The organism is Micromonospora sp. DT231, assembly GCF_049847025.1.
Classification (GTDB): domain Bacteria; phylum Actinomycetota; class Actinomycetes; order Mycobacteriales; family Micromonosporaceae; genus Micromonospora.
Map to the genome: position 1 here is coordinate 1 of NZ_JBNCNO010000055.1, position 276 is coordinate 276.

General features: G+C 63.4%; 1 pseudogene. It reads right to left on the reverse strand.

The features are described from left to right. Nucleotides 1-276: pseudogene (locus tag ACPXBU_RS34890) on the reverse strand (hypothetical protein); the annotation flags it as partial.

Genomic DNA, 276 nt, shown 5'->3' on the forward strand with positions numbered 1-276 from the left:
GCCCTTGTCGGAGCCGTACTTGTCCTCGTCCTTGGAGTCCCAGCTCTTGTCGGAGCCGTGCTCGTCCTTGGACTCCCAGCCCTTGTCGGAGCCGTACTTGTCCTCGTCCTTGGACTCCCGGCCCTTGTCGGAGCCGTACTTGTCCTCGTCCTTGGACTCCCGGCCCTTGTCGGAGCCGTACTCGTCCTCGTCCTTGGACTCCCAGCTCTTGTCGGAGCCGTGCTCGTCCTTGGACTCCCAGCCCTTGTCGGAGCCGTACTTGTCCTCGTCCTTGGA